The 25,100-nt window shown below is 70.7% G+C and carries 21 protein-coding genes and 1 pseudogene; 7 read left to right on the top strand and 15 right to left on the bottom strand.

Features of this window, described 5'->3' with window-relative positions; translation table 11 throughout:
* Nucleotides 1–407: 407 nt before the first annotated feature.
* The 4 genes from F603_RS0107020 to F603_RS0107005 are packed head-to-tail and all read right to left on the bottom strand — an operon-like array spanning nucleotide 408 to nucleotide 5,172.
* Nucleotides 408–1,316, bottom strand: coding sequence for a carbohydrate ABC transporter permease (locus F603_RS0107020; protein ID WP_019545303.1), 909 nt, complete (start codon nucleotides 1,314–1,316; stop codon nucleotides 408–410).
* An 18-nt stretch (nucleotides 1,317–1,334) separates the two neighbouring features.
* Nucleotides 1,335–2,204 carry a carbohydrate ABC transporter permease gene (locus tag F603_RS0107015; RefSeq protein WP_019545302.1) on the bottom strand — a complete coding sequence of 290 codons (870 nt, stop codon included), beginning with the start codon at nucleotides 2,202–2,204 and terminating at the stop codon, nucleotides 1,335–1,337.
* A gap of 59 nt (nucleotides 2,205–2,263) precedes the next feature.
* Nucleotides 2,264–3,610: an extracellular solute-binding protein gene (locus F603_RS0107010; protein ID WP_037955366.1), complete on the bottom strand. Its 1,347-nt coding sequence runs from the start codon at nucleotides 3,608–3,610 to the stop codon at nucleotides 2,264–2,266.
* Nucleotides 3,607–5,172: a DUF4127 family protein gene (locus F603_RS0107005; protein ID WP_019545300.1), complete on the bottom strand. Its 1,566-nt coding sequence runs from the start codon at nucleotides 5,170–5,172 to the stop codon at nucleotides 3,607–3,609. The genes F603_RS0107010 and F603_RS0107005 overlap by 4 nt, the downstream gene beginning before the upstream one ends.
* A 429-nt stretch (nucleotides 5,173–5,601) precedes the next feature.
* Between F603_RS0107005 and F603_RS0107000 the strand changes: the two genes are divergently transcribed.
* Entirely contained in the window at nucleotides 5,602–6,315 is a 714-nt protein-coding gene (locus F603_RS0107000; protein WP_026328205.1) for a GntR family transcriptional regulator, read from the top strand.
* Nucleotides 6,316–6,408: 93 nt separating this feature from the next.
* The gene (locus tag F603_RS0106995) at nucleotides 6,409–7,095 is read left to right on the top strand and encodes an N-acetylmannosamine-6-phosphate 2-epimerase (RefSeq protein ID WP_037955540.1); all 687 of its coding nucleotides are present in this window, start codon (nucleotides 6,409–6,411) and stop codon (nucleotides 7,093–7,095) included.
* A gap of 370 nt (nucleotides 7,096–7,465) precedes the next feature.
* Here the strand turns inward: F603_RS0106995 and F603_RS0106990 are convergent, their stop codons facing one another.
* The 5 genes from F603_RS0106990 to F603_RS36480 all read right to left on the bottom strand — a co-directional run bounded on the left by F603_RS0106990 (nucleotide 7,466) and on the right by F603_RS36480 (nucleotide 12,187).
* Nucleotides 7,466–8,410, bottom strand: coding sequence for an ROK family protein (locus tag F603_RS0106990; protein ID WP_019545297.1), 945 nt, complete (start codon nucleotides 8,408–8,410; stop codon nucleotides 7,466–7,468).
* A 554-nt stretch (nucleotides 8,411–8,964) separates the two neighbouring features.
* The gene (locus tag F603_RS0106985) at nucleotides 8,965–10,182 is read right to left on the bottom strand and encodes a CynX/NimT family MFS transporter (protein ID WP_019545296.1); all 1,218 of its coding nucleotides are present in this window, start codon (nucleotides 10,180–10,182) and stop codon (nucleotides 8,965–8,967) included.
* Nucleotides 10,179–10,883 carry a FadR/GntR family transcriptional regulator gene (locus F603_RS0106980; protein ID WP_026328203.1) on the bottom strand — a complete coding sequence of 235 codons (705 nt, stop codon included), beginning with the start codon at nucleotides 10,881–10,883 and terminating at the stop codon, nucleotides 10,179–10,181. The genes F603_RS0106985 and F603_RS0106980 overlap by 4 nt, the downstream gene beginning before the upstream one ends.
* 225 nt (nucleotides 10,884–11,108) lie before the next feature.
* The gene (locus F603_RS0106975) at nucleotides 11,109–11,717 is read right to left on the bottom strand and encodes a cysteine peptidase family C39 domain-containing protein (RefSeq protein WP_019545294.1); all 609 of its coding nucleotides are present in this window, start codon (nucleotides 11,715–11,717) and stop codon (nucleotides 11,109–11,111) included.
* Nucleotides 11,718–11,749: 32 nt separating this feature from the next.
* Nucleotides 11,750–12,187 (bottom strand): class I SAM-dependent methyltransferase, encoded by a 438-nt coding sequence (locus tag F603_RS36480; RefSeq protein ID WP_425426952.1) that lies wholly within the window; start codon nucleotides 12,185–12,187, stop codon nucleotides 11,750–11,752.
* A gap of 296 nt (nucleotides 12,188–12,483) precedes the next feature.
* On the opposite strand from F603_RS36480, the gene F603_RS0106965 reads away from it, so the two are divergent.
* Nucleotides 12,484–13,923 carry an FG-GAP-like repeat-containing protein gene (locus F603_RS0106965; RefSeq protein ID WP_019545292.1) on the top strand — a complete coding sequence of 480 codons (1,440 nt, stop codon included), beginning with the start codon at nucleotides 12,484–12,486 and terminating at the stop codon, nucleotides 13,921–13,923.
* Nucleotides 13,924–14,292: 369 nt separating this feature from the next.
* On the opposite strand, the gene F603_RS35745 is transcribed toward F603_RS0106965, so the two are convergent.
* Nucleotides 14,293–15,255 carry an NUDIX domain-containing protein gene (locus tag F603_RS35745; RefSeq protein ID WP_245600702.1) on the bottom strand — a complete coding sequence of 321 codons (963 nt, stop codon included), beginning with the start codon at nucleotides 15,253–15,255 and terminating at the stop codon, nucleotides 14,293–14,295.
* Nucleotides 15,256–15,848: 593 nt separating this feature from the next.
* Nucleotides 15,849–16,547 (bottom strand): DUF1990 family protein, encoded by a 699-nt coding sequence (locus F603_RS0106955; RefSeq protein WP_019545291.1) that lies wholly within the window; start codon nucleotides 16,545–16,547, stop codon nucleotides 15,849–15,851.
* Between the two features lie 321 nt (nucleotides 16,548–16,868).
* On the opposite strand from F603_RS0106955, the gene F603_RS0106945 reads away from it, so the two are divergent.
* Entirely contained in the window at nucleotides 16,869–17,657 is a 789-nt protein-coding gene (locus F603_RS0106945; RefSeq protein ID WP_019545289.1) for a DUF1990 family protein, read from the top strand.
* A gap of 275 nt (nucleotides 17,658–17,932) precedes the next feature.
* Here the strand turns inward: F603_RS0106945 and F603_RS0106940 are convergent, their stop codons facing one another.
* Both F603_RS0106940 and F603_RS0106935 read right to left on the bottom strand, forming a co-directional pair.
* Complete coding sequence (locus F603_RS0106940) at nucleotides 17,933–18,382, bottom strand: TIGR03668 family PPOX class F420-dependent oxidoreductase (protein WP_019545288.1); 450 nt, start codon at nucleotides 18,380–18,382, stop codon at nucleotides 17,933–17,935.
* Between the two features lie 27 nt (nucleotides 18,383–18,409).
* Nucleotides 18,410–19,234 carry an LLM class F420-dependent oxidoreductase gene (locus F603_RS0106935; protein ID WP_019545287.1) on the bottom strand — a complete coding sequence of 275 codons (825 nt, stop codon included), beginning with the start codon at nucleotides 19,232–19,234 and terminating at the stop codon, nucleotides 18,410–18,412.
* Nucleotides 19,235–19,481: 247 nt separating this feature from the next.
* Between F603_RS0106935 and F603_RS31780 the strand changes: the two are divergent.
* A pseudogene (locus F603_RS31780) lies at nucleotides 19,482–20,633 on the top strand (SNF2-related protein); the annotation flags it as partial.
* Between the two features lie 673 nt (nucleotides 20,634–21,306).
* Here the strand turns inward: F603_RS31780 and F603_RS31770 are convergent.
* On the bottom strand, nucleotides 21,307–22,473 hold the full coding sequence (locus F603_RS31770; RefSeq protein ID WP_211231026.1) for a serine hydrolase domain-containing protein: 1,167 nt from the start codon (nucleotides 22,471–22,473) through the stop codon (nucleotides 21,307–21,309).
* 306 nt (nucleotides 22,474–22,779) lie between these two features.
* On the opposite strand from F603_RS31770, the gene F603_RS0106915 reads away from it, so the two are divergent.
* Both F603_RS0106915 and F603_RS0106910 read left to right on the top strand, forming a co-directional pair.
* The gene (locus tag F603_RS0106915) at nucleotides 22,780–23,157 is read left to right on the top strand and encodes a cupin domain-containing protein (protein WP_019545284.1); all 378 of its coding nucleotides are present in this window, start codon (nucleotides 22,780–22,782) and stop codon (nucleotides 23,155–23,157) included.
* 127 nt (nucleotides 23,158–23,284) lie between these two features.
* Nucleotides 23,285–24,202, top strand: a complete 918-nt coding sequence (locus F603_RS0106910) for a glycosyl hydrolase family 18 protein (RefSeq protein ID WP_019545283.1) — start codon at nucleotides 23,285–23,287, stop codon at nucleotides 24,200–24,202.
* A gap of 18 nt (nucleotides 24,203–24,220) precedes the next feature.
* Here F603_RS0106910 and F603_RS0106905 read toward each other — a convergent pair whose 3' ends face one another.
* Nucleotides 24,221–25,018: an SAM-dependent methyltransferase gene (locus tag F603_RS0106905; RefSeq protein ID WP_019545282.1), complete on the bottom strand. Its 798-nt coding sequence runs from the start codon at nucleotides 25,016–25,018 to the stop codon at nucleotides 24,221–24,223.
* Nucleotides 25,019–25,100: the final 82 nt, after the last annotated feature.

Genomic DNA, 25,100 nt, shown 5'->3' with positions numbered 1-25,100 from the left:
AAATAGTCCTCCATGTGGGCACGTGGTGGAGTTCCGGCTCAACGTTTGGCTTTCCGTCGGCATTGACGGCGTGATCCGTCGAACTCGCGGAGCACCGGGGGTCGGTCTGTTCGGGGCCGGCCCTCGGTGTCGTTCCGGTCGCTGCGTCTGTGCTGGTTGTGCTGCTAGTTCGCCACCTGCCACCACTGCTGGGCATCCGTACCGTCGTTGGATGGTTGCTGGTCCTGTCCGGCGGGCGGCTGACGGGAGCGAGGGTGCCGTGATCGTTCTGGACGCCAGTCGTGCACGCTTGGCCGGGAAGATCGCAGCAGGTTTTCCCAGCGGTGGTCATCTCCAGCGTTCGTTGAGCCGCACACCCGACCAACACGCTTCCCGTTGCGTGAAGAGTCGGTCCGACGGTGGATTGGTCAGCCTTTGACGCCGGTGAGGGTGATGCCCTTCACAAAGCTCTTCTGGGCGAAGAAGAAGAGGAGCACGACGGGGAGCGCCGCCAGCAGCGAGGCGGCCATCGTGAGATTCCACTCGACCTGGTAGGAGCCGCGGAACTGGGTGAGCCCCACCGGCAGGGTCCAGGCGGCTTCGTTGTTGCCGACGTAGAGCAGCGGACCGAGGAAGTCGTTCCAGCAGAACGTGAATTGGAAGACGGCGACCGCGGCCAGGGCGGGTTTCGTCATCGGGAGGACGACGCGCAGCAGTGTGCCGAGTTCGCTGCAGCCGTCCAACCGTGCCGCTTCCAAATACTCCTGCGGAACGGTGAGGAAGAACTGCCGGAGCAGGAAGATGCTGAAGGCGTGGCCGAAGAAGAGCGGCGCCACCAAGGGGACCAGCGTGCCGACCAGATCGACCGAGGCCCACATCGAGAAGAGCGGGACGAGCGTCACCTGCGGGGGAAGCATCATGACGCCGACGGTCATCAGCAGCCATACGTGCCTGCCTCGCCACTCCAACTTCGCCATCGCGTAGGCGGCGGGCACGCTGGAGAGCAGCGTCCCGAGCGTGCCGAGAACTGCGTACAGCAGGGTGTTGCCCGCGTACCGCGCCAGTGGAATCCGTTCGAAGACCTCGACGAAGTTGTGCCACTGGAAGGTCTCCGGCCACAGATTGGCCGACAGGGTCTGCGAGTTGCTCATCAGCGCGGTGAGGGCGATGAGTACGAACGGCACCAGCACCAAGAACGCCAGGGCGATGACGAAGGCGCGTTCCGCGACCGTCTCCAGGAACTGCTGCCGCCGTCTGCGAACGAGCCGGCGATCGAGGCCCGGCCGCGGCTGCTGCGGCCCGGCGGCCCTACGGCGAGTCGGGGCGAGGGTGGACATCGACGCTGCTCCCACTTCCTAGGACCACCGGCTGGCGCGCCGGAGCATGACGAATGCGATGCAGAAGGACACCGCGAACAGCAGCAGGGCGAGCACCGAGGCGTAGCCCATGTTGAAGTAGCGGAAACCCTGCTTGTACAGCAGCACGGGGAAGAAGAGTGTCGAGTCGTTCGGATACCCGAGGGACTCCGCACCGTTGGTGGCGCCCCCGGAGAGCGAGGTCGCCACGACGTACGCCTGCGTGAAGTACTGCAGGGCGTCGATACACGCGGTCACTCCGGCGAAGACCAGCACCGGACGGATCGCCGGCAGCGTCACGTGCCACAGCTTGCCGAGTCTGCCGGCCCCGTCGATCTCGGCGGCCTCGTAGAGCTGTTGTGGCACGTCCAGCACGGCGGCGAGGAAGATCACCATCAGGTTGCCGACCATCCAGGTGTCCAGCAGCAACAGTGAGGGCTTGGACCATCCAGGATCGTCGAACCACAGTGGCCCGTCGACGCCGAGGTGGGACAGCACGGTGTTGACCGGACCGGCCGAGGGGTTCAACAGCACGACGAACCCTAGCGAGGCCGCGACCAGCGGCATCAGGTACGGCAGGTAGAAGACGGTGCGCAGGATGCCGCTGCCGCGCTTCACTCGGGAGATCATCAGCGCGATGAGGAACGCGAACGTGATCTTCACCGGGACGCCGATGAGGAGAATCCAGGCGCTGTTGCCGATGCCGGTCATCAGCGCGTCGTCTTGAAAGAGAAACCGCCAGTTGTCGAGGCCGATGAACTTCGCGGGTGTGATCAGGTCGTAGCGCGTCAGGGAGATGTAGACGTTGGCGAGCAGCGGGTAGAGGAAGAAGACCCCGAATCCGAGGAACCACGGCGCCATGAGGCCCATGGCCGGCCAGTTGATCCTCTCCCGGAATCCCCGCCGACGCGGGAGGGAGCCCGGCGCCCTCACTCTCCCCTCCCGATCGTGATCTGCCTGAGGAAGTTGTCGATGGCCTCGGCCTCATTGCGCAGTCCCTTTTCGGGGTTCGCCACCTTCCCCGACTCCCACTGCTGGAAGAAGGTCGACATCGAGTCCTGGTAGCTGAGCCCCGCCGGGGTGTTCGGCGGCAGTGTGCTGTGCGGGTGGCCGGCCATTTTCAGGAAGGGCTTGAAGTTCGGGATTTTGGCGAGCTCCGGGGAACGCAGCGCCGCCTTCGTGGTCGGCACGTTGTGCAGTTCCTTCGCCAACTCGGTCTGTGCGCCGGTGTCCGTGGCGAGCCATTTGACGAGCCGCCAGGCGGCTTCCGGGTGCTCGCTGCGGTGGGTGATTCCGGCGAGGTGCACCGTCCAGGCGCCGCCGCCGTACCGTTGGGGCTCGTCGTCGGGCGCGGGGAACGGGGCGGTGCCGTAGTCGAGTTCGGGCGCCTCGTCCTCGATGAAGGCGGTGCGGAACTCGCCGTCCAGCATCAACGCCAGCTTGCCGGTCTGGAACGCGTTCGAAGCGGTGTACTGGGCACCGGCGCCGGCGCTGAAGGCCCGCAGCCGCTCGTAGCCGTACCAGTCGATCAGCTTCTTGCGCCAATCGAGCATCTTCCGCCACTTTGAATCGGTGCCGACGGCGGAGGCCCCGGCTTCGTCGAACCACGGCGCACCCCACAACTGGGCCTCGTACGCGGGGCGGTTGGCGTAGAACATGGTCAGCGGCACATAACCCGCCCCTTGTATCGCACCGTTAGGGCTGCGTTCGGTCAACTTCCGCGCATAGTCGTCCAGTTCGCTCATCGTTTTGGGCGGACCGTCGAGGCCGGCGTCCTTGAGCTTGCGTTTGTTGTAGTAGAGGCCGTAGATGTCGCCGAGGACGGGCAGTCCGCACCGTTTCCCCTCGGACGAGCCCGCCTGATAGGGCGCGGGCAGAAACTTCTTGGTGTCCAACTTGTCGCGCTCGATGTAATGGGTGAGGTCGCGCCAACCACCGCTCGGGCAGTAGACGCCCGCCAGTTCGCTCTGTGGTGCCCACTGCACGTCGGGCGCCGGGCCACCGCGCAGCGCCGCGACCATGCGGTCGTTGTCCTGGGAGCCGAGGCTGTCGACGCTGATCCAGGGGTGCTCCCGCTCGAACCGCCTGAGCACCTTGTTGAAAGCGTCGAGCTCGCGACCGTTGTAGGCGCTCCACACCGAGATCGTCACCGGCTCGTGCCCGGGCTGATCGAGCGGTACGTCAGGAGCGGCGACGCCGCACGCGGTCAGCAGCGCGCCGCTCACCGCCATGGTTATGACCCGGCGCAGCGGTCGCGGAAAGGGAACGCCCCTCATCTCAGCCCTTCTTCCGGTACGGCTTCGGCGGCGGGACCGTCGGCCGGGCGGAGCGTGAAGTCGACCTCGAAGGTCCGGTCCCACGGCAGCCGCACCGAGTCGGCCGGGAGCGACCACCCGGCGAACTCGGGGAACCGCTCGACGGACCTGGCGAGTTCGGCGGCGATCCAGGAGCGGGCGGGTTCCCGCACTTCGGCCGGGAGTTCGTCGTGGCGGTCCTGCTGGCTGAACCTCGCCAGCGCGCGGCCCCGGATGTCGGTCATGTAGGCGTGGTCCTCGATCAGCCGGTGCAACAGCAACCGGTGATGCGCGACGTGGTCGAGCACGCCGGCGGCACGGGCCGTCGCACAGACGACACCGTGCGCGAGGGCGCTGCCGACGGTGTTCCCCGCGGTGTTCCAGCCGCCGTACGCGGCCAGCGACTTGAGCTCGATACGCGACTGGAGGGCGGCGAGCAGCGCCGGATCGGACCCGTTCGGGTACGCGCAGTCGGCGACCACCACCGCGGCGCCCGCTGCGACCAGCGAGGCGACGCGTTCGGCCGTGGCCCGTACCTCCGAGTGCTCCTGCTCCCGCACTCTCGGGTGTTGATGCGCCCAGTCGCCCCCCTGCCGGTCAGGCGGGTGCACCACGACGACGAGCTCCGCGTCGGCACCCGCCGCGGGCGCGGCGCCAACTGCCCTCAGGTGGCCTTGCGTTCCCTGCGCGAGCGGCAGGTTCTCGTACGGTGCGACCCGGGAGAGACCGTCCGGCACCGCACACTCGACGGCGACCGGCAGCGGGGTGTCCCGCAGTCGCCCGAGCACCGCGCGTGCCACCAGGACGGCGCCGACCTCGTCGGCGCCGGGGTGCATCAGCACGCCGTCGACCGCATCTCCCAGGACCCGTTTCCAGTGCGCGAGCCAGTGCTGCTCCAGGCTGCCGGCGGAGCGCTCGGCGGTGTCGTCCGCGGTGACCAGCAGTGTCTGCACGGTGGCGTCCGCGGCGAGCCCCAGCGCTGCGAGGTTGACGGTGTGGTTGCGCAGCCGTCGGGCTTCGAAGTCGGCGACGGAGTCGCGCGGAAGCCGCTCGCGGAGCTCGCCGGCCTCTCGCTCGCCCGCCTGCTCACCGAGGTACCTGCGGTGCAAGGCCGCGCCGTAGCGGTGCAGATCCACGCCGATGTGCCGCCAGTAGTCGGGTTCCTCGTCGCTGCTGTTGGAGTTGGGCGCGCGGGTGACCAACGAGACGGCGTGCAGGCCGGTTCGGGGCGCGCGCGCCCGGACGCGACGCAGCGCCTCCCAGCGGTCGAGCACCGCCGCGACGCTGTCAGTGGTCGTACGGGCGGCGATCAGACCGCCGTAGCCGAGGGTGTCCAGCGAGGCGACGAGTTCGTCGGCGGGTGCGGAGCCCTCGACGGTGGACTCCAACCAGGAACCGAGCGCCGCGGTGTCGCCCGGCTGCTTCTTGTGGCTGAGCACGGCCGCGGGCGGCAGCTTCACCTCGGCTCCCGCGACGGCCGCAACCTGCCGCGGCAGCCTGGTGTTGACGGGGCGCTCGTCGAGTGGCAGCAGCGCGATGTGCACGAGTACTCCAAGGCGAAACGGCTGGAAGGCAGGGTTAGTTTGGTCCCATCCAATTGGGTCCGTCAATAGTCAACTAGCCGTGGAGCAGGCGAAGTGCGAACGATTGGTGCCAACCATTAACCGCCGTCATGACGGAACGGGTGGGGGACAGCGCTGCGTTGGGCGCCCCGGAGCGGTTGACTCCCGCGTCCTGCGGGCGCCCGAGGGGCCGCGAGCGGAAGCGGGTGGTTGGCGGGTTGAGTGGGTGAGCAGGTGCGGACCGACGCCCCCGCGTGCTGCCGCGTAGCGTGGAGCTGCCCACCTTGAGTCGCATTGGACAGTACCAATCTCCCATGGGGCTTGGAACTGTTGGGGAACTTACCCGTAAGCTCCAGGTATTGGCTGGTACCTATACGCCGAGGACAGGCTCAACACAGGACGGAGGGCCACGTGGCCAAGCTGGCCAAACATGAGGAGCTACGACAGCGGCTGCTGGCGGGCATGGCCGACGCCCCGCCGCACACGCCCCTGCCCACCGAGAGGGAGATCGCCGCCGAACACGGGGTCTCACGCAACACCGTGCGCCAGGCGCTCGACGCGTTGGAACAGGCGGGGGGCGTCTACCGCGTACAGGGTGCGGGCACCTTCGTCGCTCCTGCCGTGGTGTCCAAGTCCCTTGCACTCACGTCCTTTTCGGAGGACATGCGGGCACGTGAAATGGAGCCCGGCGCCCGGCTGCTCACCGCGGGGACCGTGCGGGCCGGTCGCCGCATAGGCGACTTCCTGGACCTCGATCCGAGAGCCGAGGTCTTCCGTATCGGCAGGCTCAGGTTGGCCGACGGAGCCCCGATGTGCCTGGAGACCGTCCACCTGCCGACCGCGCGTGTGCCGGGGCTCGCCGAAGCGGACCTCGACGGCTCGCTGTACCAACTCCTCAGCGAGCGTTACGGCTTGGAGATCGTCACCGCGGAGCAGGTGGTGCGGGCGGTCGATCTGGGCGAGACGGAGTCGACGCTGCTGGAGGTGCCGGTCGGCACCTCCGGGCTGCATGTGCAGCGTGTCGGACTGGACCGTCGCGAGCGCCCAGTAGAGGCGACCACCACGCTCTACCGCGCGGACCGCTACGACATCCGCTTCGCCGTGCGGCGGACGCCCGCTTCCTGAGGCCCGAACCGCCGCCCTCCCCACACCGCTGACGACGAAGGAAGCATCGTGCGCACCACAGAGTCCGGCGCCCCGGAGCCGAGCCGTACCGCCATGCCCGCAGCACGGGCGAACGCGCTCCTGGACGGCCTCCGGGGTCGACTCGTCGTCTCCTGCCAGGCTCCTCCCGGGGACCCGCTGCGCGAGCCGCACCACATCGCCGCGATCGCGGCCTCCGTCACCGCGGGCGCACCCGTCGCCGGGGTCCGGGTCCAAGGGCTCGACGACATCGCGGCCGTACGCGCCACCGTCGAGGTACCCGTCATCGGCCTGTGGAAGGACGGCGACGAGGGCGTCTACATCACGCCGACTCCCCGGCACGCACTGCAGGTTGCGGACGCGGGCGCGGACCTGGTGGCCGCGGACGCCACCGGACGCGCCCGCCCGGACGGCAGCGAACTCCACGAGCTCGTCCGTACCGTGCACCGCGCGGGCAAGCTCTTCATGGCGGACATCTCAACCGTGGCGGAAGGCGTCCGCGCCGCCGCCCTCGGTGCCGATCTCGTCTCCACCACGTTGTCCGGATACACCCCGTACAGCCCCCAACAACCCGGCCCCGACTTGCCGTTGGTCCGGCAACTCGCCTCCCGGGTGCGCGTTCCGGTCTGTGCCGAGGGGCGCCTGCACACCCCCGAGGACGCCCGCGCTGCCCTCGACGCCGGCGCCTGGACGGCGATCGTGGGTACCGCCATCACCGCTCCCGCCGCGCTGGCCAATCGCTTTGCGGCCGCGTTGGGTTGACGCCGCGAGCGGCACCGCACGAGCCGGACTGGCCGGCGGAGACGACGAGGGTGTTGCGGTGATCCTGGTCGGCGCCGTAGGCCGTGGACGTCGAAGTGCATCCGCAAAGCCGGGTCGAGCCGGGTCCTCATGGGGTGCTTCGCGTGCAGCGCCGCGTTGTTCGACGGGCTGCGAGCGGTCGGCAGCACGCAGCGCGGACTACGCGACGCGACCTTCTCCGCGATGGCGCGGACCGTCGGTGCATGTCCAACCGCTCGCGTCACACCCGGAGTCGGACCGACATTTCCGAGGTGGCCGAACGCGGGCGCGCTCGGCGAAGAACGGTGCAGGTCCGTTTCCTCTTGCCTGACGGTGCCGCCCGCCGATGGGCTCAGACGGGGTCGCCCGGAGTACGTGCCGGGCGGTGCAGCGGAGCGCTGCTCGTCAGTGCGGCGGCGCCGATGACGGCGGCGTCGTCACCGAACAGCGGGGCGTTCGGGCGGAGGTGCTGCAGACCGGGGAGGAGGGTGGCGGCGAACTCCGCGCCGAGCGGCGTGCGATAGCGCGGGCCGATGCGCGGCACCCCGCCGCCGACGACGACCCGGTCGCAACCGAGCGCGTTCGCGAGCCCGCCGAGCGTGCGGCCCAACGCCCCGGCGCCGGTGGCGATCGCGTGCTCGGCTGCCGCGTCGCCCTCGACGGCGCGGGCGGCCACCGTCTGCAGGCTCTCCGCCGTACGGCCGGACTCGCGTACGTAGAGCGCGGTGATGCCGGGACCGGAGGCGACGGCCTCCAGGTGGCCGGTGGCGCCGCACGGGCACCTCAGCCCCGTGGCCTCCGTCGCCGCCAGGTGCCCCAGGTGGCCGGCGAGACCGCCGGCACCGTGCAGTAGCCGCCCGTCGACAGCGATCGCACCGCCCACCCCCGTGCCGACGGCGGCGTAGAGCACACTGTCGCCGACGCTCAGCTCGGGTCCTGCGGCGGCCCGCACGTCGTTGTCGCAAGCGACGGGGAGGCCGGTACGCCGTGCCAACTCCGGCCCCAGCGGGGTGCCCTTCCAGCCGCGTACGGCGTCCGTGGCGCCGGTTACGGTGCCGCTCACGGAGTCGACGACTCCGGCCGCGGCCACGCCGATTGCGACCGCACCCGTGTTCACGGCGGCGAACGAGGCGGCGAGCGCGTCGAGTACGGCGGCCGGTCCTTCCTGCGCGGGCGTGGGCCGGGTGGCACGGGCGAGCGGCACGCCGTCGGGCGCCACGAGCGCCGCATCGATCTTGGTGCCGCCCATGTCCAGCCCGACGACGGGTCCCGGAAGCGAGAGGCGCGACGTGCTCATCGTCCGGGCATCCAGACGTTGCTCCGTGAACGGCGGGCAACGGCAGCGGGCGCGCGCTGCGCTTCCGACCCGGTCTTTCTCGGCACGAACGTCCGATGCCCCATATTGCCCTTCTTGCTCCCCTGTTGCGGCAGGCTCCCGAGCGACCTCGGAAACCCGGCAGCACCCGGCGTGCCACGATCCGCCGACTTCCGTGCCCAACATAGCCATTGACCGTCGCAAATGGTCAAGACCTGTTCAGAGGCGAGCGCAACGCCGGGCGTCGCCTGCCGCACCGGCCGGCTACGCACCACGTCGAGCCGGCGGCTCCCGGGAACAACCGCGAAGTCCGTCCGCGATCCTTGAACGGCCTCGCCGACGAGAGCACAGCAATCTCCCAGTGCACAAGGCAAGTTGGGGCCGCCGGCGACAGCGGTGCCTGGCCGGTTGCCGCGCCGACGCCGGGGCCACCCTGCCCACCTGCTCGTTGACGAGTACCGGGACCTCCGGGCCGGACGGCCGACGGATACAGCCGTCGGCCGATCAACCCCGTTCGGGAGGCACAGGGTTGAGCCTCACTGCCGGACCGCGCTGCGGACGTGGCGGTCGCGGCCTGCGCCGTAGCCGAAGAAGGACATGACGAGATTGAGCACGATGAGGAGGATCAGCGGCACGGTCCAGTCCCGGGTGGTGTCGTGGAGGACGCCGAGCAGGAGGGGCCCTGCAGCGGCGACGAGGTAGCCGACGCCCTGTGCCATACCGGCCAGGGCTGCGGACTCGTCGGGTCCTGCGGCGCGCTGGGACTGGAAGCTCAGCGCCATGACGAGGCAAGCGCCGCCGCCCAGGCCGAGCAGGACGCAGGACAGGACCGCCAGGCCAGGAGTGGCGAGCAGCAGGGCGAAGCCCGCGGCGACCAGCACCGAGGCGACGGCAGCGGTGAAGCGCTGGTCGTGGCGGCCACGGGTGACCAGTGGCAGCAGCATGCTGGAGACGAGCGCGACGACCTGGTAGAAGAACAGCATCCAGCCGGCGCCTGCAGGGTCCATGCCCTGGTGAGCCAGGATGCTGGGCAGCCAGGCGATGATCGTGTAGAAGCCGAGGGACTGCAGGCCCATGAAGACGGCGACCTGCCAAGCCAGTACGGATTTCCACGGGGTGGGGCTGTGCCCGGTGTCGTTCGACGCGGCCGGTCGGTCGCCGCGCATGCGGGGTAGCCAGACGGCGAGCGCGGCGACGGCGAGGACCAGCCCCCACGCCAGGCTGGTGCGCCACGAGCCGGGCAAGGCATCGGCCAGGGGTACCGAGATGCCCGAGGAGACCGCGGCCACGAAACCCATCACGGTGACATAGGCCGCGCTGATGAGGGGGATGCGTGCCGACGGCACACTCTGCCGGATGATCGATGGCAGCAGCACGTTGCCGAAGGCGATCGCGGCGGACAGGACTATGGTGCCGAGGAACAGGCACGCGATCGAGGGCAACGACCGCACTATCGTGCCCGCAGCGAGCACGGCGAGGGCGAGGGCGAGTACCCGGGCGGAGCCGAACCGGTGGGAGACGCGCCCGACGAACGGGGAGGTGGCGGCGAAGGTGAGCAGCGGCAGTGTGCTGAGAAAGCCGCCCCAGCTCGCCGGCAGCCCGGTGTCGTACTCGATCGCGGGCAGCAGGGTACCGACCCCGGTGAGGGTCGCGCGCAGGTTGGCCGCGACCAGCACGATCGCGAGCACCAGGCCGGCCCCGAGCGTCGCCGGCGACGACGTGGACTTGGTTGTGTTGATCGCTCCGGTGGTCACTTCGTCTCTTCCGCTTGTTCCGGGCGGCCTGTTCTGGTCATGGCGACGATCTGCGTCGCGATGGACCGCGCACCCGCCTCGTCGACGTGCTCGATCGCTTCGACCAGGCGTTGGTGCAATCGCACGTGTTCACCGAGCACGTCCTCGTCGAGAGGCAGGCCGCCCAGGGAGGCGGTGATGGCACCGCCGAGGTGGTCGTACACCTCGGCCAGCAGAAGGTTGCCGCCGGCACGGACGACGGCCCGGTGAAAGCAGGCGTCGACCTCGGCGATCGCCGGCATCGAACCGCTCTCCGCTGCGGTGTCGGCCTCGGCCAAGAGAGCTCGTAGGCGCACGAGATCGTCGGCGCTGCGTCGGGCTGCCGCCAGACCGGCGGCGTACTCCTCGAGCACGGCCCGCAGTTCCAGCACGTCGTCAGCGGACGACGAGGCCGCGCGGCGCACCAGCACGGCTTCCAGCTCGCTCGCCGCGCGCACGTAGGTGCCGTCACCCGCGCGGGCCTCGAGAAGGCCGAGATGGGTGAGGGCCCGTAGTGCCTCACGCAGAGTCGTCCGGCTGACGCCGAGCTGTCCCACCAGCTCGTGTTCGGACGGCAGACGAGTTCCCACGGCCCAGGCACCGGAGGTGATGTGCTCACGCAGGCTCTCCACGAGCTGAGTGGAAAGGCTCGCGTTCCTCTGGGGGGCTCGGAGGTCAGTCATGCATCCCACCCTAGCCGAATGTCAGACATATGCGCGGGCAACGGCGAGGCTGGCTGGGACAACGGCGACCGACAGCCTGTCGAGCTCGCTCCGGTCCACCGCTTCACTCGATCGACGACCGTGAAGCCGTCGAGCTGATCTCACGCGGCGGCCGGGGCGCGGCTCCGGCCCGGTTGCTTCCTGTCCGCGGCCGCCGGGGACATGTCAGTGGTGTCAGTACGTCTCTCAGGTGAGGGATACGCCGCGGCCGCCGAAGAACTCGGTGAACTCGGCCGCGTGCAGACTCGCGGTACGGGCCTGCGCTGTGTGGCCGGACGGGTTGCGGAAGTGCACCGTGTCGCCTTGGCGGTCGGTGACGAGTACGAGGTGGCCGCCCTTGCCCGGGGCGGGGTTCCCGGGGCGGCGGATCTCCTTGTGGACGGAGGCCATCACCATCCGGCCGGCGTCGAGGAGAGCGAGGAGACCGGGCACGGTCAGGTGCGGGTGGACCTCGGCGTCCAGGGGGAGGGCGTCTGTCACGTACTGGACGAAGGGGGCGTAGATCAGGCCGTGGATCGCTCCGGTGTCCGGGTCCTCTGTGTAGGCCCCGTATCTCCGGGCGCCTTCGAGGAGTTCGAACATGGTGGGTGCCTCGCCGGTACGGGAGATCAGTGCCATGCGCAGGCAGGCGATGCCGCACATGTGGCCGGCCCAGCGGCCGTAGGCGTCGAGGCTCGGGGCGCCGGACTCCTTCCAGCGGGGGTCGTCGTCGTGGGCGCGGCCTTCGTAGGCGAAGGCGGTGATGAGGTCGGCGCTGGCGTACTGCGTGATCGTGGGGAAAGGGGCGTCGGACACGGGTGGTTCCTTCCGGTGGGCGCTCTGACCGATCAGCCGGTGGAGGTGGGCAGGTCCGCGCCGTGGCTGGAGATCACCGCGCTCATCATTCCTGACTCGTCGTTGGCCGAGGCGCAGGCGCCGCTCGGTTCAGCGACGATCTTCGAGTCAGCAGGTGGGAGCGCGTTGTCGGCGCAGACGACGGCGTCGAAGGTGCCGTCGCGGAACGGGAGGCGGCGCATGTCGGCGGCGGACGTGGGGAGGACCGTGCTGCGGAGGGTGGGGTCGCGGGAGGCGCGAGCCGCAGCGTGGGGACTGAGGTCCGTCCCGATGACGCGGTGTCGCCAGTCCCACGGCCTGCGTACCGATGCCGTAGGAACAGCCGAGCACCGTCGCACGTCCGTGCCAGAGCAGGGAGTTGAGGGCGGTCCCCTGCGGGCGGAGGCCGGCGTTCCAGTCCGGACGGCCGTCGGCCGGAAGGCTTCGTTCATCGAGCCTGTGCGGTGGACATGCAACTGTCCTGCTGCGGAAGCAAGTTCCTCGAGGCGGGGGGCTGACGCCCGGTACCGCATCCACCGGAGGTGGACGGACGGCGCCAAGTGCGCTGTTGCGGCGCGGAGTTGTCGTGACCTGTGCGAATGTGCCGGGCCGAGTAATTTTCTGTCCGTTGTGGAACCGTTCAGCTTTTTGCCCCTGTCTACTTCTGCAGGCCCTTCCGTCCCACCGCGGGGCAGGACCCAGGGGCGATCGATCCGTTGGAGGACGCGTGCGCAATCGAACCAGAGGCATGGTGGCAGGCGCTGTGGGTGCGGCCGTGGCCGCGGCTGTGGCCGGCGGGGCCACGGCGGCACTGGCGGACGGCGGCGGGCAGAGCCAGGACCGGTCTTCCACGAAGGCTGCCGAGCAGAGCGAGACCCAAGGCGACCTCGACGGCGACGGCTACGCCGACCTCGGCGTAGGGGCACCCGAGGGCACCGTCTCCGGAGAGGCCAAGGCGGGCTACGTGGCCGTGACGTACGGCGCCGAGGGCGGCGTCGACACCGAGCGGCACAGCACGTTGTCGCAGGCAAACGCGAACATACCCGGTGTCCCGGAGGCCAAGGACGGCTTCGGCTCGGCCGTGGTGAGCGGCGACGTGGACGGGGACGGTTACGCCGACCTGGTCATCGCCGCGAACAACGAGGCCATCGGCAGCACCGGCCAGGCCGGTTCCGTCACGGTCGTCTTCGGCGCCGAGGGCGGCCTGTCCGACGACGCCATCGCCTTCCATGCGCCGAAGGTCACTGCCAACGCACACTTCGGCGACCAGCTTGCCGTGGGCGACCACGACAACGACGGCCTCGACGACATCGCCATCTCCGACGGCGCGAAGATTCAGCTCGTCAAGGGTGCGAAGAACCTGCGAGAGACCGAGACCCCGAAGATGACCAGCGTCACCCCGCCCGGCGGCGGTGTCAGCGTCGAGCACCTGGCCTCCGGCGACATCGACGGGGACGGCTACACCGATCTCGTGACCGTCGCCTCCCAGGACTCGCCCGCCGACGAGGGCACGCTCGGCGTGCTGCCCGGCTCGGCCGGTGGCCTGAAGAGCACGTCGCTGGGCAAGGACATCCCGCTGCCGTTCGCGCATTACAGCCCCGTGGTCGGCGACATCAACGGCGACGGGAAGGACGACGTCGTCACGGACACCGGCTTCGCGGACGGTCCGGACGAGCAGAAGCTCCGTACCTACCCCGGCACCGCCGACGGACTCGACTCCGACGAGCCGGTGGACTGGCAGGGCAAGGCGCAGGAGGGCGAAGCCATCCGGCTCGCCGACTTCGACGGCGACGGCCACGACGATCTCGTCGTCAGCAACACCGGCGCCGAGGCGCCCGGGGGCTACAACAACGCCGGTGCCATCAACGTGCTCAAGGGCACCGAGAACTGGCTCACCGACGAGGGGGCGCAGACCTTCTCGCTCGACACCGAGGGCGTCCCCGGTTCCATGGAGGGGAACGACATGTTCGGCGCGTCCGTCTCGCCGGCCGACTACAACGGTGACGGCAAGCCGGACCTCGCTGTGGGCATCCCGAACCGTACCGAGGGCGTCGGCGCCACGGCCCTGCTGTACGCGGGCACCGACGGGCTGAGCGCCGAGGGCGCGGCACTCGTCGAGCCGGGCGATCTGGGTTCCCCGGCGACGAAGGGCCGGTTCGGCACGGAGCTGATGAACCCGTCGAAGTAGGCCGGCACCGCTGGGGCTTGGCCCGGCGGATCGTGTGACCGCCGACGTGGCGGGTTGCCCGAGGTGTGTGCAGCCCGCCTGGTCGGAGTCCTCGACGGGGCAGCGTGGTGGCCGGTGGCATCGGTCACCGGAGGTGGTCGACCGGATGCTGTTACGTGCGACTTGCTTGCCGCGGCCCGCCCCGGCGCAGGCCGCCGTTGGCCGGCCGGCGAAAGAAGGGGACGGACGCCGTCCGTGGACCGTCCTACGCACTTGACGTGCCTTGGGGGCATGGGCAGTTCGAGTACCGACCGGCCCGCCATGCCTCCGTCGAGCGCGGTTGCTCGGTAACCGCTGCCGGGGCGAAGGACACAGGCGCATGGCCGCTGCTCATGTGTCCCATCCCCATGTGTCGAAGTAGGCAGCCGTGCCGGTGCGGCGGGCTTCGGCGACGGCCTCCAGGCGGAGGAAGTCCCGGCGCGGCATGAGGTGCTGCCAGTCGGCGAGGGGGAGGACGCGGGCCTCGTCGTGCTCCTTCGGGTCCAGTACGAGGGCGTGGAGCTGGGCCGCGGTGAGGCGGCCGCCGTCGAAGACGAGGCCGATCGTGCTGTACGGCCACTCGGCGCCGGGGAGGCCGTACACCGTCGCGAGGAGCCGCGGCGGGCCGGACGGTGTGCGCCCCGTCTCCTCCTGGCACTCGCGGACGGCCGTCTCCCAGGGGCGCTCGCCCGGGTCCATGGTGCCGCCGACCAACTGCCACGGGTGGGAGGGCGAGTAGACGGAGTGCAGTTGGAGCGGCCGGTCGTCCTCGTCTGTGAAGTAGAGGCACGCGAAGGCGGTGGCCTTGAGCACCGTCTCGGCGTACTGCTCGGGCGGAAGCCAGCCGACGTCCCGCTGCCTCGGGGGACGGGCGCTGCCCCCGTCGGCGGGGGACTGGCGGGCGGCGTGCGCGAGGACCAGGTCGCGGACGGCGGGCAGCATGCGCAGGCGGTGCAGGTCGGCCGGGGCGAACCAGCGCAGCGCCGCGCCCTCGGTCGGGGCGAGGGACTCCGGGTCGCCCTCCCAGCGGACGGAGTAGACCGCGGCGTCGCCCTCCTGCGTCACGGAGAACGGTTCCAAGTCGGCGACGTCGAGACCTGCCTCCTCGGCCAGCTCCCTGCGCACGGTCGCTTCCAGCGAGGCGTCGTCCGGCTCGCGGGCGCCTCCCGGCAGGGACCATGCGCCTGGCTCGGTCCGGCCCGGCAAGGGGTCCCTCAAGTGCAGCAGGTACTCGCCGCGCCGGTTGCGGATCAGTGCGGAGGCGTGGGTCGCCTGGGCTTTCCAGGCGGCGGCGTCGTGTCGGGACGGGGGCATGTGGTCACCTCGCGATCGGGTCCTGCGGGGGCGGGTTGAGGTGTCCCTCGGCGAGGTGCTCAACGAGTCGAGCGCTCGCGGGTGTTGGAGGGTTTCCTTGGTCTTCTCGGCCGGTCGGGGCAGGGGCTTCGATCGAAGCTGTTGGCAGAGGCGTCGGCCAGGAGGAGGGAGACCGGGCGGCGTTGCGTGTCTCGGACGGTCGTGAGCGTCAACTGAGCGCTGCACCAAGTCATTTGCGGCACCCGTACGGCTGCCCCGTCACCGCCACCGTCAGGAGGGCGGCCGGTACGGGGCTGGCCGAAGTCGGTGGCCGTGCCCCTGCCGTCACGGCGTACGCCGATGCAACCGGGGGCGGTCGTGAGGAGCGCCGGGGCCGCGGCGAAGTCTCACGGGACGGGGCAGAGGACGACCGCCAGGGCCTTAGCTCGTCGAAGCACTCGCCCTCTCACCGTAGTTGGCGCCTACCGGTGGGTGCTAAAACCTGCTTCCGTCTGGATGCCCGCCTTCCGACGACTGTGCCCTCCGGGAGTCGCCTCATCAGCCACCAGCCATCGTGTCAACCGCCGCTCCTGGCCGAGCCGTTGCCGTACGTCTCAGTTGAGGCGGGGGGCGATGACGATGTCGCCGTAGCCCGGGAGGAGCTCGGCGGTCAGGGGCGGGGCGCCAAGCAGTTCGCTCTGCACCAAGTGCTGCAGGCGACGGGCGCTGGCGTGGTAGAAGCGGTGTTGCGTCCGGCTACCGAAGGCCGCGAACCCGGCCCGGACGACGGGATTGGCGATAGGGGCCCGCCGAGAGTAGCCGCTGATGCGGAAGTCCACGACGCCGGTGCGACGGTCCTTGAGGACCTCGTAGGCGAGCTGTCCCTGTTCCAGGTGCCCCTGGAGCGTGCGGTAGGCCCAACCCCACGCTCGCGATTCGGTGCCTCCCGATCGCTGGATGGTGTCCACGACGAACGTGATCCGTACGCCCAGGTCGAAGCGGAGTCCGGCGAATCGCCCTTCTAGGAGCATGTCGCGCCCCAGCAAGGGGCGGTCGGTGCGGTAAAGCGCCCGCAGAATGCCCGGCTCCGCGAACTGGTAGTCGCGCACCAGCCTGCACGCGATGTCCCAGGCCCCTCCCTGCACCGGGTCGCCGGACGGTTCCCGGGCGAGCGGCCAGCGAAGTGAGTCCACGTGCCAGTGTTCGTCCGACGTGGGGACGTCGTCGACCGGAGGTCGGTAGTTGATCTCGCGGCCCGCCAGGGCGTAGAGCGTGTCGACGGCTCGAGGCCGGTACAGGCGCCGCTCCCGCATGGCGGCTCATCGTCTCCGGGAACGTCCGGGGCGCCGGGACTGGGGGAGCGACTGCCCCACGGCCCAGAGTGTGGGTGCCCACAGGCCGACGAACAGGGCTCGGCGCTCGGCGTTGCCCCGTTCGTTCTGATCGAAGCTGGACGCGCGCATCCAAAGAACGGTGCACAGGACAACTGATCCCATCGACGCCCACTGCATCTGCGCCCTGCGCAGGCCGACCCGGGACATCAACTCTTCCAGCACGTCACACCTCCTGTCCGTGCCCCCGTGTCGGACACTGCCGAGACGCGGGGGCCTCTTTTGCATGCTCCCATGAGAGACATGTCTCCACAGAACGGCATCCACGGCGCCGCCCGTCCCGCCAAGCCGCCTCCGAGGCGGCGGATCGGCGCCCTGCTGCGCTTCCCGGTGGGGGTGCTGCTGGTGTCGTGGGAGTACATGTGGCGGGTGACGGCTTTCCACCGCAGTGAGACGGACGGCGACCACGGCGACCTGCCGCCGCTGCTACCCCACGAGCTCGTCGACGACCTCACCCAGGCACTCAGAGACGGTGCGGGTCCGATGTTCCACCGCCGCTTCAGCGTCCGTATCGAGGGCGCGGTGATGGGCCCGGAGGAGTTGATGGAGGCCGTGGCCGCCGACCTGAACCGGCCTGCCCCGTCGACGGTGGCGGTCTTCCACAAGACGCGGGGCGCCGACGGACCCGCACGCGTCGGCGACGAGTACCGCGTGCAGATGCCGGGCCCCTGGGACGGTCCGGTACGGGTACTCCACCGCGACTCGGTCTCCCTGCAACTGGGCACGCTGCGCGGCCATCTGGAAGCCGGCCAGATCAGGTTCTCGGCCCGACGCGACGGGGGCGCGATCCACTTCCAAGTCGAAGCCTGGTCGCGCGCAGGGAACCGGTGGGCCGACATCCTCTACAGCCGGCTGCGCGTCACCAAGGAAATCCAGTTCAATATGTGGGTGCACTTCGTTCTCGGCGTCGCTGCCCTCGCCGGCGGCCGCGCCCAGGGCGGCATCAACATCTCCACACGCCGCATCCCGGCCGAGCTGTGTCGCAACACCGACCGGTGGGGACGCTCTTCCGTTGCCGCTGAGAGCGGCTGACCGCATGGCTGGAGTTGCCGGTGGGCGATGAGGCGGCAGGTCGCGGAAAGCTCGGCGGATGTCCGGGCGATCTCCTCATGGATTCCTGAACGTCGCCGTCAGTCGGGCCAAGCGCCGTCTCATCGTCGTCGGCGATCACGATTCGTGGAAGCAGCACCGATTCTTCTCCACGCTCTCGCGGGAGTTGCCGCGGTACCCGCCCGGCTGATCCGTGTGGCGGCGGGCGGAGCGAGGTGCAGGAGAGACGGAGGCGCGCACGTTGGAGCGGGCCTCCCTCACCCGGCCCGCCACCCGCTCCACCGCTCCGCAGCCACCTCCACCACCGGCCCCTCCGGTGCCCCCTGCGTGTACTGCTCCGGATACTTGGCGACGAGCAGCCCAGCGAGCCGAGCCGCCTGCGGGGACTCCGCCCGCGGCGGGAGGACGCGGGCGGTGCCGTCGCAGCGGGACCACCACAGGCGCGTCCAGTCCTCGTCGTAGGTGTCGGTGAGGATGCTCACCGCGGGGTTGGCGCGGATGTTGGCGAGGCGCTTCAGGGACGTGGTGCGCTTCGGCTTGTGGTCGACGGCGAGGACGACGCCGGCGGGGGAGGCGCCGTCCGCCGCGCGTACGGCGAAGACGACAGGGACGAGATGGGGGCGCCCCGCGGCGTCGGCGGTCGCCAGGTGGGCGACGCGCGCCGCCGCGAAGCGCGCGTACGCCTCGTCGGTTGTCAGACGCGGCACGTCAACTCCCCTGGGCGGCAGGCGCGTTCACCGGAAGCGCGCAGCGACGTCGGCGAAGGCGTCGAGGTGGTGGAGCGTCTCGGCCTTCGGCACGGTGGGGAGGTAGAAGAGGACGCGCTCGACGTCGAGTTGGGTGTACGCCTCGACGGTGGCGGCGTCCTCGGGGATGGCGTAGACGGAGACCGGGACGTCGCGCCCCGCGGTCTCGCGCATCTGCGCGATCTGCGGCCCCAGTTGCTCGGGCGGAGTGCTGTTGGCGAGCCAGGCGTCGCCGAACTCGCGGACGCGCGGGAAGGCGCCGGGGCCGCCGCCGACGTAGATCGGCGGGTGCGGCCGCTGTACGGGCTTCGGCCAGGAGTAGACGGGGTCGAAGTCGACGAACTCGCCGTGGTAGGACGCCTCTTCCCGGGTCCACAGGGCACGGATCGCGTGCAGCCGCTCGTCGGTGAGGCGGCCGCGGGTGCGCGGGTCGGCCCCGTGGTGCCGCATCTCCTCGCGGTTCCAGCCGACGCCGACGCCGAGGATGGCCCTTCCGCCCGAGACGAGGTCGAGGGAGGCGGTCTCCTTGGCGGTGTGGAACGGGTCGCGCTGCGGGATGAGCGCGATACCGGTGCCGAGCAGGAGTCGCTCGGTGACGGAGGCGGCCGCCGCGAGTGCGACGAAGGGGTCGAGGGTGCGGTAGTAGTGCGTCGGCAGATCGCCGCCGCCCGGCCAGGGGCTTGTCCGCGAGACCGGGATGTGGCTGTGCTCGGCGATGAGCAGCGAGTCGAAGCCGCGCTCTTCGAGGGCGCGGCCCAACTCGGCCGGGCCGATGCCCTGATCGGTGAGGAAAGTGGATACGCCGAACTGCATGCTGAGCTGACCTCCTAGAACACGGAAGGAACGCACCGCCGCGAGTGCGTCCGTGCGCCATCCAACACCCGCCTGCACCCGTAAGGGCTGCCGACGGGCGGGCGTCGCCCGGCCCCACCCGACCACACGAGCCCCGCCGTTCACCAGTGCGGCAGGGGCCGGGTTGTGCCCCGGTGCAAGGATGGAGGCGGACGGCGTCCGTGAGGGCGAGACGGGCGGAGGCCCGGAACAGTAGCCGGCGGGCGAAGTGCTCGCCGCGGGCCGGGAGTTGCGCAGGTCGGCGTCGGCGGTCCTCGCCGACCACCGCTCGGCTGTCGACGACGTCCGCACCGCACTGGCACCGCTCCAGGACGAGCTCGTCTCCGCCGAGCTCCGGCGCATCCCGCTGGAGCGGCTGCGCGAGGTCACGGAGGGACGGCTGCGGTTGAACGCGCTGCGCGACGCCGGCCACGGCACCGTGGACGACGTCCTCGCCGCCGGCCGGCACGGTGTCAAGCAGGCGCCGGGGGTCGGCGCGCACACCGCAGACCAGGCCGTGGCCGCGGCCCGCCGGCTCGCCGAGGCGGTCCGCGAGACCGTCTCCGTGCGCTTCGACGTCGACCGGCGCGAGGAGCGCGAGGGAAGGCTCCTCACGGCGCTCCACCGACTCGTCGACGCGGGCCCCGACGCCAGGGAGGCCGTCGAAGGCGCACGGCGGACGACGGCCCGGCTGCGTCCGCTGCTCGACGAGGCGGCGCCGGCCGGCCGCCGGGTGCGTCGGCTCCTCCTCGGCCCCCGTCGACGTGCCCGAGTGCGGGCGGCCACCGCGGAGTTGACGACGGCGCTGGCGGAGGCGGACCGCGCCGCGCTCCCCGCGGCGTTCGCGCAGACCTCGGCCGACCTGCTGCGCCCGACGGCGTCGCCGGTCGCCGCCTGGGTCGACTTCGAGGCGCGGTCGGCCGAGTACCACACACTCCTCGACGAGATCGCCGGTGCCGCCCCCGAGGAGGCGGCGGCCGAGGGCCATCTGCCGCAGGAGCTGGTCGCCCGTGTCCACGCGCAGCCGCTCGACACCACGCACCTGCGCCTCGCGCTCCGCGGCTACCAGGAGTTCGGCGCACGGTTCGCGCTCGTCCAGCATCGGGTGATCATCGGGGACGAGATGGGCCTCGGCAAGACCGTCGAGGCGATCGCCGTCCTCGCGCATCTGGCGGCGCAGGGGCGCGCGCGGTTCCTCGTCGCCTGCCCGGCGAGCGTGCTGGTGGGCTGGGTGCGCGAGGTGCGTACGCGCAGCACGCTGCGGGCGGTGCCGCTGCACGGGCCCGGACGCCACGACACGTTCGCCGAGTGGCGGGAGAGCGGCGGCGTGGCGGTCACCACGTTCGACGGGTTGCGCGGGCTGGATGCGGGCGGACGCGGCGCCGGACGCCGTCGACGTCTCGGACGCCGAGACGGCACGCCGGATCGTCGAGGACGAACAGGCCAGGTTGGCAAAGGAGTCGGACGGGGCGACGGAGGCGGACGACGCGGCGGTGTGGCGCGGGGAGTGACGGGCGGGGCTGAGACCGACCGGCGCCCGGATCATTCGGGGCGCCGGGTGGTGGGTCCACCGTCCCAGCGGTAGCGGCGCGTTGCTCGGCCGATGGGCATGCGGAGCGTGGCAAGAGCGGCGGCGAGGCGGAGGTTGCAGTCCACGGCCTCGCCGTTCCTCCCGGTGCGGCGCCGGAGCTTGCCGTAACCGTTCATCCACGGGTGCGGGCGTTCGATCCCCAGCGTCTGCCCGCCTGGAGCGGGACCCGCACCCCCCTTGCGGGCGAGCTCGGCCGTGAGCCCCGACTCTGCTCTCTCCGCGAGCACGATGTGCTCGAAGACCGTCCGGTCGGCGATCCGACGGCGGTGACAGTCCGGCGGGTGGTCCGCTACGAACTCTCCCCGGGCGGACAGGAGTACGGCGAACCGGTCGCAGGAAGGTGCGGAAAGAGGGCACTGCGGCACGGCAGGTGATCGCTGAGTGCGCGGTCGTCGCGTCCCGCTTCCTGACGGGTCCCGCGCGGCGCACCATGCGGAGTCGTCCGCGGTGACATGACGCCGTCTCAGTCGCACAGGGCTGCGGTCTGCGCCTTCCCCAGTCCCTCGCTTTGCGGGACGGGCCGCTCATCCTGCAGGTCCGCGCCGAGGTCGTAGACATTGGCGACGAGGACCAACTGCCGCTTACCGTCGGCGGTGGTGAGGGACACGCTGGTGAACCCGGGGCCGGCGCCGTCCGTCTCCCAGGCGTCGATCCGCTCGGCGCCTGGCTCCGAGCCGCACGGCACGTCCATGCGCTGCACGCCGAGTCCGTACGCCGGAGCCTCGGGGAACTGCACCGTCGTCAGGAGTTCGCGCTGCTGGGCGGGGCGCAGCAGCTTGCCGGTGAACAGGGCCCGGTGGAAACGGGCCAGGTCGTCGACCGTGGAGATCATGGCGCCGGCGGTCCAGTCGTACGACGGGCTGAACCGGGTCATATCGCGTCCCGCGAGGTCGTAACCGTGCAGATGAGGGCCGTGAATGGCCGGATCGGTCAGGGGGAAGGAGGTGTCCTCCAAGCCGAGTGGGGTGAGAATCCGGCGCTGGATTTCGGAGGGCGCGCTGTGCCGTGTGACTGCCTCGATCACCAGGCCGGCGAGCAGGTAGTTGGTGTTGGAGTACGACCAGCCGCCGCCGGGTTCGAAGAGCGGCTTGTGCCGGACGGCGCGGGCGATCACCTCCCGAGGTGTGTAAACGTGGTCCCACTCTTCGCGCTCCAGATAGGGGGCGAAGAACTCCGGCTCCTCGGTGGGGTCGTAGATGCCCGAGGTGTGGTTGAGCAGTTGCCGGACGGTGATGTCCTTGCCGGCGTTGCCGTTTCCCCGGACCACGCCGGGCAGCCACTTCTCCACGCTGTCGTCGAGCGAGAGCCGTCCTTCGCCCTCCAGTTGCAGCAGTACCGTCGACACGAATGACTTGGTGTTACTGGCGATCCGGAACCGCTGGTCCGGCCGTGCGCGCTCGCCGCTCGCCGTGTCCGCGATCCCGGCCGCCATCCGTGACTCCCGCTCTCCGTGCCTGGCGTACGCCACGACACCCGGGAAGCCGTCCGTGACCGTCTGCTCGACGGCCTTCTCGAGGCCGGCGGGCGGCGGGGCCGACGCCCGATCCGCCGCGGCCGCCGGGAAGATCCCCGATACCGTCACCGCGCACATCCCCGCCACCAGTACTGCGGCCCTCGCACGTGCCTTCACCGATCGCCCCTGTTCCTGTTGCCTGTACCGTTCCCGCCTCAGCGTGCCGGGCCGGCGCACCGGTCGCCCATCCTGCTGACGCCCGGGTTGATACGGCAGCTACCCCCACCCCGCACCGTCCTGCCCCTCGTCGCGCCTGCGCAGGGCGAGGTTGCGAACAAGGTTGCCGAGATCCGGTCGGGAATCCTCCGGACAAAGCAGCGGACGTGTGCCCGCGCTGCACTCACTCCACGCTCCCCCTCTGCGACTACGGCCCCTTGCCGGTCGGTCTCAGGCACCGCGATCCGGATTGCTAGATTCCGTCGCATGGAGAGCGACGACGACACCGTGTACGTGGGCAAGGCGGGGCCCGACGCCGCCGCGGACCGGGGGTGGCTGCTCGGGCACTTCAAGAGCGTGGGGGACCCGCGGTACAGCGAGGCCGTGGAGATCAAGTGGGGGGTGCACCCGCCGGGGGACGCGCGTGCGGCGTGGGTGCGCGGGGAGGCGCGGACGGCGTTGCTGGTGTTGATCAGCGGGCGGTTCCGGGTCGAACTCCCGGGCCGCTCCGTGCTCTTGGAGGAGCAGGGGGACTACGTGGTCTGGGGCAAGGGCGTCGACCACTCCTGGTACGCGGAGGAGGAGTCGGTGGTCCTCACCGTGCGGTGGCCGTCGGTCCCGGGGTATCGGGCGGACCAGGGCTGAGCGGCGCCCAACACCCTTGACGTGGGGGCCGATCGCCCTTTTCATGAACCCGACATCGTTGTCAGAGAGACGCGGAGACGCACCGCCCTCTCCGCTGGTTCTCACCCCCACCGAAGGAGAACCGACCGTGCACAGGCGCAGACTCCTGCCCCCGCTCGCCGCAGCCCTCGTGCTCCTCTTCGCCGCCCCCACTCTGCACGCAGCACCGTCGAGCACCGCTGCCGATCACCGCACCGTCGTCTACTACCAGACGCAGTTCGACGGCGACACCCTCATCTCGCCCAAGGAGCTCACCGACCGCGACGCCGGCGCGACGGACGTGATCGTCGGCGCCGTGCACCTCACCGACGACGACAAGGCCCGCCTCAACGACGACCCGCACGACGCCGGGCGGTTCGACGACATGTGGTCGGACCTCGCCGACGTCCAGTCGGAAGGCGTCCACGTGCTCGGCATGGTCGGCGGCGCGGCCCAGGGTTCCTTCACCAATCTGGAGGACGACTTCGACGCGTACTACCCGAAGTTGAAGGAGGTCGTGGAGGCGCACGGCCTCGACGGGCTCGACCTCGACGTGGAGGAGGAGATCGACCTCTCGACGATCACCCGCCTCATCGACACCCTCCGCGCCGACTTCGGCGACGACTTCCTCATCACCCTCGCTCCCGTGGCGACGGCGCTCAAGGGTGGCGGCAACCTCTCCGGCTTCGGCTACGACCGGCTCTACGAGGAGCGCGGCGACGCGATCGACTGGTTCAACACGCAGTTCTACTGCGGCTGGGGCTCGCTCCAGGACACCTCGGGTTACGACGACATCGTCGACCACGGTGTCGTCCCCGCGGAGAAGGTCGTCGCCGGCACCGTCACCAACTCCGCGTACTGCGACGGCCACGTTCCGTTCGACCAGCTCACCGGGACGCTCTCCGAACTCGCCGCGAAATACCCCGACTTCGGCGGCGCAGCCGGCTGGGAGTACGCCGCCTCGGACCCCGGGGGCAGCGACGCGCCCTGGGAGTGGGCGGAGGGCGTCTCCGCCGCGATGCGCTGACCGCGGCCGGCCGCCGGGCTACCGCTTCCGCGCCACTCCGGCGTAGGTCGACACGTCCCGGTCGCTGTGCGGCGAGGGCTCCTCGGGCCGCCAGGCGTGCGTCGTCGTCACGCCGGGTTCGAGGAGCTCCAGGCCGTCGAAGAAGCGCGCGATCTCGGCGCGGGACCGGATGCGGTACGGGATGCCGTTGCGCCCGTATATCTCCTCGCCGGCCCGGGCCCGCTCGGGCGCGAACTCGTCGGTGGTGTGCGACAGCACGAGGTAGCTGCCGGGCGCGAGGCGATCGAGGAGGCCGCGTACGAGGGCGTGCGGGTCGCGCTCGTCCTCGACGAAGTGCAGCAGCGCGACGAGGCAGAGCGCCACCGGACGGGAGAGGTCGAGGGCCTCCCGCACCCGCGGTTCCTCGAGGAGCGCGTCGTACCGCAGGTCGGCCTCGACGTAGCTGACCGCTCGGCCGGGCGCCGCGCGCATGAGCACGTCGGCGTACTCGATGACGAGCGGGTCGTTGTCGACGTAGACGACGCTGCACTCCGCCGCCTCGCGCTGCGCGATCTGGTGGAGGTTGGGCTCGGTCGGGAGGCCGGTACCGATGTCGAGGAACTGCCGGACCCCGTGCTCCCCCGCGAGCGCCGCGACCGCCCGGCGCATGAACGCGCGGTTCTCGCGGGCGACGACGGGCGCGGTGGGGAAGTCGGCCATCGCCTGCTCCGCGGCGTCCCGGTCGGCGGCGAACCAGTCCTTGCCGCCGAGGTAGTAGTCGTACATCCGCGCGGGGTGCGGGGCGTCCGTGCCGTGTCCTGAAGAGTGCGTGTCCATGGGCCATCCCGTGGGTGTGTGCGAACGGAACACGAAGGAGCGGCCCTCAACGTAGCCGGAGAGGGAAGCCCTCGTCCCTGGT

Source organism: Streptomyces sulphureus DSM 40104 (assembly GCF_000381025.1).
GTDB lineage: Bacteria > Actinomycetota > Actinomycetes > Streptomycetales > Streptomycetaceae > Streptomyces > Streptomyces sulphureus.
The sequence above is the reverse complement of the archived record's forward strand: the minus strand, read 5'-3'. Positions and strand labels throughout refer to the sequence as shown.

Coding starts and splice junctions, on each gene's coding strand:
- F603_RS0106935 (WP_019545287.1), bottom strand. CDS start 19,234: ATGCAGTTCGGCGTATCCACTTTCCTCACCGATCAGGGCATCGGCCCG.
- F603_RS0106905 (WP_019545282.1), bottom strand. CDS start 25,018: ATGGACACGCACTCTTCAGGACACGGCACGGACGCCCCGCACCCCGCG.
- F603_RS0106965 (WP_019545292.1), top strand. CDS start 12,484: ATGGTGGCAGGCGCTGTGGGTGCGGCCGTGGCCGCGGCTGTGGCCGGC.
- F603_RS0106915 (WP_019545284.1), top strand. CDS start 22,780: ATGGAGAGCGACGACGACACCGTGTACGTGGGCAAGGCGGGGCCCGAC.
- F603_RS0107010 (WP_037955366.1), bottom strand. CDS start 3,610: ATGAGGGGCGTTCCCTTTCCGCGACCGCTGCGCCGGGTCATAACCATG.
- F603_RS0106945 (WP_019545289.1), top strand. CDS start 16,869: ATGTCTCCACAGAACGGCATCCACGGCGCCGCCCGTCCCGCCAAGCCG.
- F603_RS0106990 (WP_019545297.1), bottom strand. CDS start 8,410: ATGAGCACGTCGCGCCTCTCGCTTCCGGGACCCGTCGTCGGGCTGGAC.
- F603_RS36480 (WP_425426952.1), bottom strand. CDS start 12,187: ATGAACGAAGCCTTCCGGCCGACGGCCGTCCGGACTGGAACGCCGGCC.
- F603_RS35745 (WP_245600702.1), bottom strand. CDS start 15,255: ATGCCCCCGTCCCGACACGACGCCGCCGCCTGGAAAGCCCAGGCGACC.
- F603_RS0106980 (WP_026328203.1), bottom strand. CDS start 10,883: ATGACTGACCTCCGAGCCCCCCAGAGGAACGCGAGCCTTTCCACTCAG.
- F603_RS0106995 (WP_037955540.1), top strand. CDS start 6,409: ATGCCCGCAGCACGGGCGAACGCGCTCCTGGACGGCCTCCGGGGTCGA.
- F603_RS0106955 (WP_019545291.1), bottom strand. CDS start 16,547: ATGCGGGAGCGGCGCCTGTACCGGCCTCGAGCCGTCGACACGCTCTAC.
- F603_RS0107020 (WP_019545303.1), bottom strand. CDS start 1,316: ATGTCCACCCTCGCCCCGACTCGCCGTAGGGCCGCCGGGCCGCAGCAG.
- F603_RS0107015 (WP_019545302.1), bottom strand. CDS start 2,204: ATGGGCCTCATGGCGCCGTGGTTCCTCGGATTCGGGGTCTTCTTCCTC.